The sequence below is a fragment of the Streptomyces alkaliphilus genome (assembly GCF_014141535.1).
Taxonomy (GTDB): domain Bacteria; phylum Actinomycetota; class Actinomycetes; order Streptomycetales; family Streptomycetaceae; genus Streptomyces; species Streptomyces alkaliphilus.
In genome coordinates this window covers 1-4519 of record NZ_VKHT01000391.1, presented here as the reverse complement: position 1 = coordinate 4519, position 4519 = coordinate 1, and the positions used below count along the sequence as shown (strand labels likewise).

The window sequence follows — 4519 nt, the reverse complement described above, 5'->3', positions numbered from 1 at the left end:
GTCCCGCTGCAGCGTCGCCCACAGCCCATAGCCGTGCATCGCCTGCACATCTCGCTCCATCTCCTCACGGCTGCCACTGGAGACCACGGCGCGCCCCTTGTGGTGCACGTCCAGCATCAACCGCTTCGCCTTGTCCTTGGGGTACCCGAAGTACGTCTGGAACACGTAGGTCACGTAACTCATGAGATTCACGGGGTCGTTGTGGACCACCGTGACCCAGGGGACCTCCGGCGAGGGCACCTCCGCGGGCGCCCCCTCCGATTCCGTGCGCTCGACCTCCAGCGGGATGGCACTCACGGCAACCTCATCGCTCGTTCGACTTGCTCGGTCCGTCCGGCCGATCACCACCCGGCCGCCTCCGCCCGGGCGGAGGCGCGCCGCCGGTCGGCGCGCGGGGCCGACCGATCGGTCCGCCCCGGCCCCACCCCGGGGCCGACACCCCGGGACACCGGACACGGGGTCCGGCCCCGGGGCGCGACCGACACGTGATCGTCCTCACCCCCATGCTGCCGGCCCGGAACGCCCCCGCGCACCGCCGTTCGGTTCCCGGGGTTCTCACCCGTCGGACACCCGGACCCGATCGATATCGTCAAACTGACGAATAGGCGTTACGCTGATCCCATGAACCACGGACCCTCGGGGCTGTCGGTGGCCGTGCCCTCCACCGCGCTCTTCACCGACCACTACGAGCTGACCATGCTCCGCGCCGCTCTGCGGGCCGGCACCGCCCACCGCCACTCGGTCTTCGAGGTCTTCACCCGACGCCTCCCGGAGGGCCGCCGATACGGCGTGGTCGCGGGCACCGGGCGCGTCCTGGACGCCATCGCCAACTTCCGCTTCGAGCAGGACCAGCTGGAGTTCCTGGACCGCACCGGCGTGGTGGACGGCCCCACCCTGCAGTGGCTGGCCGAATACCGCTTCACCGGCGACGTCCACGGCTACCCCGAGGGCGAGGTGTACTTCCCCGGCTCCCCCATCCTGCGGGTGACCGGCACCTTCGCCGAGTGCGTGCTGCTGGAGACCGTCGTGCTCTCCGTCCTCAACCACGACTCCGCGGTCGCCGCCGCCGCCTCCCGGATGGCCATCGCCGCCCGGGGCCGCTCGTTGATCGAGATGGGGGCCCGCCGCACCCACGAGCTGGCCGCCGTGGCCGCCTCCCGGGCCGCCTTCATCGGCGGCTTCGACACCACCTCCAACCTCGCGGCCGGCTACCGCCACGGCATCCCCACCGTCGGCACCAGCGCCCACGCGTTCACCCTGCTGCACGACACCGAGCGGGACGCCTTCCGCGCCCAGGTGGACTCGCTCGGCCGGGGCACCACCCTCCTGGTGGACACCTACGACGTCGCCGAGGCCGTCCGGGCCGCCGTGGAGATCGCCGGTCCGGAGTTGGGCGCCGTGCGCATCGACTCCGGCGACCTGCTGCTCGTCGCCCACCGGGTCCGTCGCCAACTCGACGAACTCGGGGCGCGCGACACCCGCATCGTGGTGACCAGCGACCTCGACGAGTACGCCATCGCCTCCCTGGCCGCCGCCCCGGTGGACGCCTACGGCGTCGGCACCCAGCTGGTCACCGGCAGCGGTCACCCCACCTGCTCGATGGTCTACAAGCTGGTCGCCCGCGCCGGCGGCGAGGCCCCGGACACGCCGCTGGTGCCGGTGGCCAAGAAGTCGGCCGGCGGCAAGCTCTCCATCGGCGGCGTCAAGTGGGGCGCCCGCCCCGCCGGCCCCGACGGCGTGCCCACCACGGAGATCGTCGGCACCGGTCCGGTCCCGGAGGAGTTGGCCGGGGACCTGATCCAGGTGGAGCTGGTCCGCGGTGGGGAGATCGTGGGGGCGGAGCCGCCCTCGGCGGCCCGGAAGCGCCACCGGGAGGCCCTTGAGCGCCTGCCGCTCTCGGCCGGTCAGCTCTCGCGGGGGGAACCGGTCCTGCTCACCGAATACCGCTGAGCCCCGGGAGCCGGAGTCCGCGCGGCTCCCCGGCGGGAGGGGGCGGCGCCCGCTTTCCGGGGCACACTTCACTCGAACGGAGTAGTTGAACAGGGGGACCGGGAGACCCCGGGCCCGCACCCCGCACCCCGCATCCCGAGTCCGCACGGGGAATCCGCGCGAGGAACCCGCGCGCAACCCGCTCGGGGCGCGTGCGCCGCCCGCCGGCGCACCACCGCGAGCGGGCGGAGGACGGAGCACCCGGACCCGGCCGGAACCACCGGCCCGCCCACCGGGTCCGCACGAGAGGAAACGAGGTCCGCATCCATGCACCGCGCACTGATCGTCGTCGACGTCCAGAACGACTTCTGCGAGGGCGGCAGCCTCGCCGTGACCGGCGGCGGCGCCGTGGCCGCCGCCATCACCGACCTGATCGGCGCCGCCGGTCCGGGCTACCGCCACATCATCGCCACCCGCGACCACCACATCTCCCCCGGCGACCACTTCTCAAAGGCCCCGGACTTCGTGGAGTCCTGGCCGGCGCACTGCGTGGCCGGAACCGAGGGCGTGGGGTTCCACCCCAACTTCGCCCCCGCCGTCACCTCGGGCGCCGTGGAGACCTGCTTCGACAAGGGCGCCTACTCCGCCGCCTACAGCGGTTTCGAGGGCACGGAGGAGAACGGCGTCGGCCCCGCGGAGTGGCTGCGGGCCCGCGGGGTGACCGAGGTGGACGTGGTCGGCATCGCCACCGACCACTGCGTGCGGGCCACCGCCCTGGACGCGGCCCGGGAGGGCTTCCGTACCCGGGTGCTGCTCGACCTCACCGCCGGGGTGGCCCCGCACACGGTCGAGCGGGCGTTGGAGGAGATGCGGGAGGCCGGCGTGGAACTCTCCGGCACCCCGCCGGTCCCCGCCGGCTGACCCCGGCCGGGGAACGGCCCCGGCCGGGGGTCAGCGGGAACGCAGCAGGGCCCCCATCGGCCGCCAGGGGTCGGCCGGGCGGGCGGCGGGGCACCGCCACAACAGTCCCTCCGGATGGTGCAGCACCGCCGTGATCTCGTCCGGTGTGGGAGGCGAGGCGTTGCCCCGCAGGTAGACCGCCCGCAGGCCCAGATTGCGCAGGCGGGTCAGGGCCCGGGCGCGGTTGCGGGCGTGCACCAGGACCCGCACCCGCTCCTGCTCGGCGCCATCGGGGCGCACCCCGGATCCCGCCCCGGGGCGGGGCAGGGACAGCGCCACCACGACGCTGCCGTCGGGCTGACGGACCCATCCACCATCGGGCACCGGAATCTCCCTCCGCTCGTCACACGGCACGCCCGGGCCGTGCGACCGGGCGTGCGACACCGGCTTCCACGCCGACCGCCACATCCTGGCCGGAGCCCGCCACCACCGCCAGGGTCTTTCTCACATCCGCCCCCGACCTGGGCGAACAGCGGCTCCCGGGCACTGCGGCGAATCGGTGACGAAAGCCCCGGGGCTTTCGTCACCGTCCGGGAACCGGTCACCGTCTTGCCCACCGGCATTCGGGCAACTACCGTGCGTGTGGATCCTGTTGGCACATGATGCCGTGCGCCCCCCGTGCACCCGCCGCGCGGATCGGCGCACGCTTACCGCCGATCCCCCACGGGCATCGAGGCCCGTAGGGCCCGACCGGGACCCCCTCCGGTCGGCCGCCGTGCACCCTCATCCCCCCAGGACGGAATCCGCCATGCCGCATCCGAGTCCCGCGCAGGTCGTCCACGGGTCGGCCGCCGTTGTCGGCGCCACTCTCCCGATGGTTCTCCTCTTCCCCTCGGCACCCGGCTGGGCGGTCGGCACGATGACGGTCCTCGCACTGGCGCTCGGCGTACTGGTCGCCGCGCGGCCGGGGCTGCGGGCCGGGGCCCGGGCGACGTCGACCGCCGTCGACGGGGCGCCCGCGCCGCACTCCACCCTCCCCTCCTCCGCCGGCGCCCCGGCGGACACGGAGCGGGTCGCCGCCGACCGGCCGCACGCCGTACGGGTCTGAGCGTCCGGGGCCGGGCCGCCGCACGGCGTTCCGGCCCCGGCGTCACCCCGCCCGGACGACCACCGTCCGGGCCGCCTTGTCGTGCAGACACTGCCGGTAGGGCCGGTCCCAGGTGCAGGTGAGGACGTTCCACAGCCAGAAGAGCGTGCCGAGACAGGGCACCAGCTGCGGCAGCGAGTAGACGGCCGCGCGGATCCATCCGGGATTGCCGGCCGGGACGGCGCCGTTGTCGAGCCTCGCGACCCGGATGCCGAGCAGCATCTTGCCCAGCGTCTGTCCCCGGGTGGTGAGCATCAGTCCTTCGTACACGAAGTACACCAGCAGGTAGACAAGGCCCCCCGTGAGACCCCCGTCGCCGTCGAACGCCCACGGCAGGGTGATGAGGCCGACCGGGATCGCGACGATCAACCAGTCCGCCACCCGGGCGAGGAACCGGCGGCCGAGCGGGGCGAGCGGCGGCATCCCCTCCAGCGGGTCACGGGCGCCGCCGGGTCCGCCGTAGGGGTTGTGGGCGTAGGCGTCACCGGGCGCGCCGAAGCCGGGTCCGTATCCGGGGCCGGGCGGCGGGGGCGGGCCGTATCC

At 74.2% G+C, this 4519-nt stretch carries 6 protein-coding genes; 3 read left to right on the top strand and 3 right to left on the bottom strand.

The window, feature by feature from the left end:
- A partial coding sequence (gene clpS, locus FNQ90_RS13630) for an ATP-dependent Clp protease adapter ClpS (protein ID WP_182606627.1) occupies positions 1 to 297 on the bottom strand: 297 nt, incomplete at its 3' end.
- A 324-nt stretch (positions 298 to 621) separates the two neighbouring features.
- Here clpS and FNQ90_RS13625 point away from each other — a divergent pair.
- Both FNQ90_RS13625 and FNQ90_RS13620 read left to right on the top strand, forming a co-directional pair.
- A complete protein-coding gene (locus FNQ90_RS13625; RefSeq protein WP_182606626.1) occupies positions 622 to 1950 on the top strand; it encodes a nicotinate phosphoribosyltransferase in 1329 nt (442 codons plus the stop codon).
- A 306-nt stretch (positions 1951 to 2256) separates the two neighbouring features.
- Positions 2257 to 2850: a nicotinamidase gene (locus FNQ90_RS13620; protein ID WP_182606625.1), complete on the top strand. Its 594-nt coding sequence runs from the start codon at positions 2257 to 2259 to the stop codon at positions 2848 to 2850.
- 30 nt (positions 2851 to 2880) lie between these two features.
- Here the strand turns inward: FNQ90_RS13620 and FNQ90_RS13615 are convergent, their stop codons facing one another.
- A complete protein-coding gene (locus tag FNQ90_RS13615) occupies positions 2881 to 3213 on the bottom strand; it encodes a hypothetical protein (protein WP_182606624.1) in 333 nt (110 codons plus the stop codon).
- A 424-nt stretch (positions 3214 to 3637) separates the two neighbouring features.
- Between FNQ90_RS13615 and FNQ90_RS13610 the strand changes: the two genes are divergently transcribed.
- On the top strand, positions 3638 to 3937 hold the full coding sequence (locus FNQ90_RS13610) for a hypothetical protein (protein WP_182606623.1): 300 nt from the start codon (positions 3638 to 3640) through the stop codon (positions 3935 to 3937).
- Between the two features lie 42 nt (positions 3938 to 3979).
- On the opposite strand, the gene FNQ90_RS13605 is transcribed toward FNQ90_RS13610, so the two are convergent.
- A partial coding sequence (locus FNQ90_RS13605) for an RDD family protein (protein ID WP_228471124.1) occupies positions 3980 to 4519 on the bottom strand: 540 nt, incomplete at its 5' end.